The sequence below is a fragment of the Klebsiella sp. Ech2A genome, from assembly GCF_030078455.1.
In the GTDB taxonomy this organism is placed as follows: domain Bacteria; phylum Pseudomonadota; class Gammaproteobacteria; order Enterobacterales; family Enterobacteriaceae; genus Klebsiella; species Klebsiella terrigena.
The window spans coordinates 1-1,695 of sequence record NZ_JAQGFU010000386.1; the positions used below are offsets into that span (position 1 = coordinate 1).

Consider the following 1,695-nt stretch of genomic DNA (forward strand, 5'->3'; position numbering starts at 1 on the left):
GCGTGGGTTTTGGCGGCTGGCCCCCGCCGGTTCAACCGCGACGTGCCTCTCCCGCTGCCGCCTCAGCTCAGCGTATCAATCCACTCGCTTTGCCGCGGGTTCTGCCGCCGGTAGCAATGAACCGACACCGAGAGCTGCACCAGGTCGGTAAACACCATCGGATCCAGCTGGATATGCTTTTTAATCTGCTGTAGCCGGTAGGTGAGGGTATTACGGTGGATCCCCAGCTGCAGCGAGGTCTTGCCCGGTTCGGCATTATTGGCGATAAAACAGGCCAGCGTATCCAGCAGCGCTTCGCCGGAATCATGCTCCAGCAGCTGCCGCACGTTGTTGTTAAAGAAGTTGACCATATAGCTGTCTTCCAGCACCCGAAACAGGCACAGCATCGCCATTTCGCGGAAATAGTAGATCTGCCGCTGCGGCTGCACTTTGCTGCCCACGTCTATCACCGAACGGGCGAACCGAATCGCCTCGCGTATGTCGGGCGCGCTGTCCGCTTGTACGCCAACGCCGATGTGATAATGGCTGATCTGGGTGCTGAGGATAAACTCAATCCCCCTGAGCAACGTCTCCTGCGGCTCGTTCAGCGCATCGAGGATCAGGATTTCGTTACTGCCCAGCAGGATCACCTCCCTGACCCCGGCCAGCTGCGAGAACTCGCGCAGCAGCGTGCTCAGAATCTCGCTTAGATGGCGCTGTTCCACCTGGATGGTGACCACCACCGGCACCAGCGGCGTGTCGAAGGTGAAGCCCAGCTCCGCCAGGCGGCACAGGGCCTCCTGGCCCGAGCGGCTCTCACCCTGCTCAAGATACTGGCAGAACAGAGTGTCGCGCAGGCGCTGCCGCCAGTTGGTTTCGCGCATCTCCATCGCCTGGCGCACCAGCAGTTCGGCGGTAAGCACCGCCAGCTCGGCATAGCGACTGATCGCCGACGGATCGCCGCTGATCCCCACCACCATCACCACCCGATCGGCAAAAATAATCGGATGATTAATGCCGGGATGGACGTTCTGAAAGCGCGCCGCTTCCGCGGTGTTATGGATGCAAATGCGCTTTCCGGTGCGGATCACCTCGCGGGCGATCTCGTGCTGTTCGCCAATTCGATGGCGTTCTCCGGAGGCAATAACCTGTCCGTGATGATCGATCACGTTGACGTTGTGATGGATGATCGCCATCGCCCGGGTGACGATCTCATTAGCCAGCGCTGTTGTAATAATCATGCTGTTATCCGCTCTTGTTCATTCCGCCGTTGTCCGCATAAAAAGGTTCGAAGCACATTTTCCGCTGCGTCGGCGAGCAGCTTTTCACAGGCGCTCATTGATTCTGCCAGCGGCATCGGCCGCGGGCAGATCGACCACATGGCGTCAATATGGTGTTGGTAAAGCTGCTGGCTGGTGTCATCCCGCCCGCCGCACAGGGCTATCACCGGTACGCGGCGGCGCGCGGCGGCTTTCGCGACCCCCACCGGCGCTTTGCCGAACGCGCTCTGGCGATCGAGCCAGCCTTCGCCGACGATGGCCAGCGCAGCGCCGCTGAGGTGGTTATCGGCGTTCAGCAGCTCCAGTACCAGCTCGATCCCGGGGCGCAGCGTGGCGCCGGCGTAGGCCATCAGCGCGGCGCCCATTCCACCCGCCGCGCCGGCGCCGCCTAAGGCGCCGACATCGTAGCCCAGCGCCCTGTCCCTTATACCCATCT

Annotated in this window: 2 protein-coding genes; both read right to left on the reverse strand. The window is 61.5% G+C overall.

Annotation, left to right across the window (positions count from 1 at the left end; genetic code table 11):
• Positions 1–62: 62 nt before the first annotated feature.
• Positions 63–1,220, reverse strand: a complete 1,158-nt coding sequence (locus PFH44_RS27260; protein WP_045853249.1) for a CdaR family transcriptional regulator — start codon at positions 1,218–1,220, stop codon at positions 63–65.
• The coding region (locus tag PFH44_RS27265; RefSeq protein ID WP_283826786.1) for a glycerate kinase at positions 1,217–1,695 on the reverse strand (479 nt) is incomplete at its 5' end. The genes PFH44_RS27260 and PFH44_RS27265, both read right to left, overlap by 4 nt.

What these genes read in the sequence shown, in the direction of transcription:
- PFH44_RS27260 (WP_045853249.1), bottom strand. Translation starts at nt 1,220, where the DNA reads ATGATTATTACAACAGCGCTGGCTAATGAGATCGTCACCCGGGCGATG.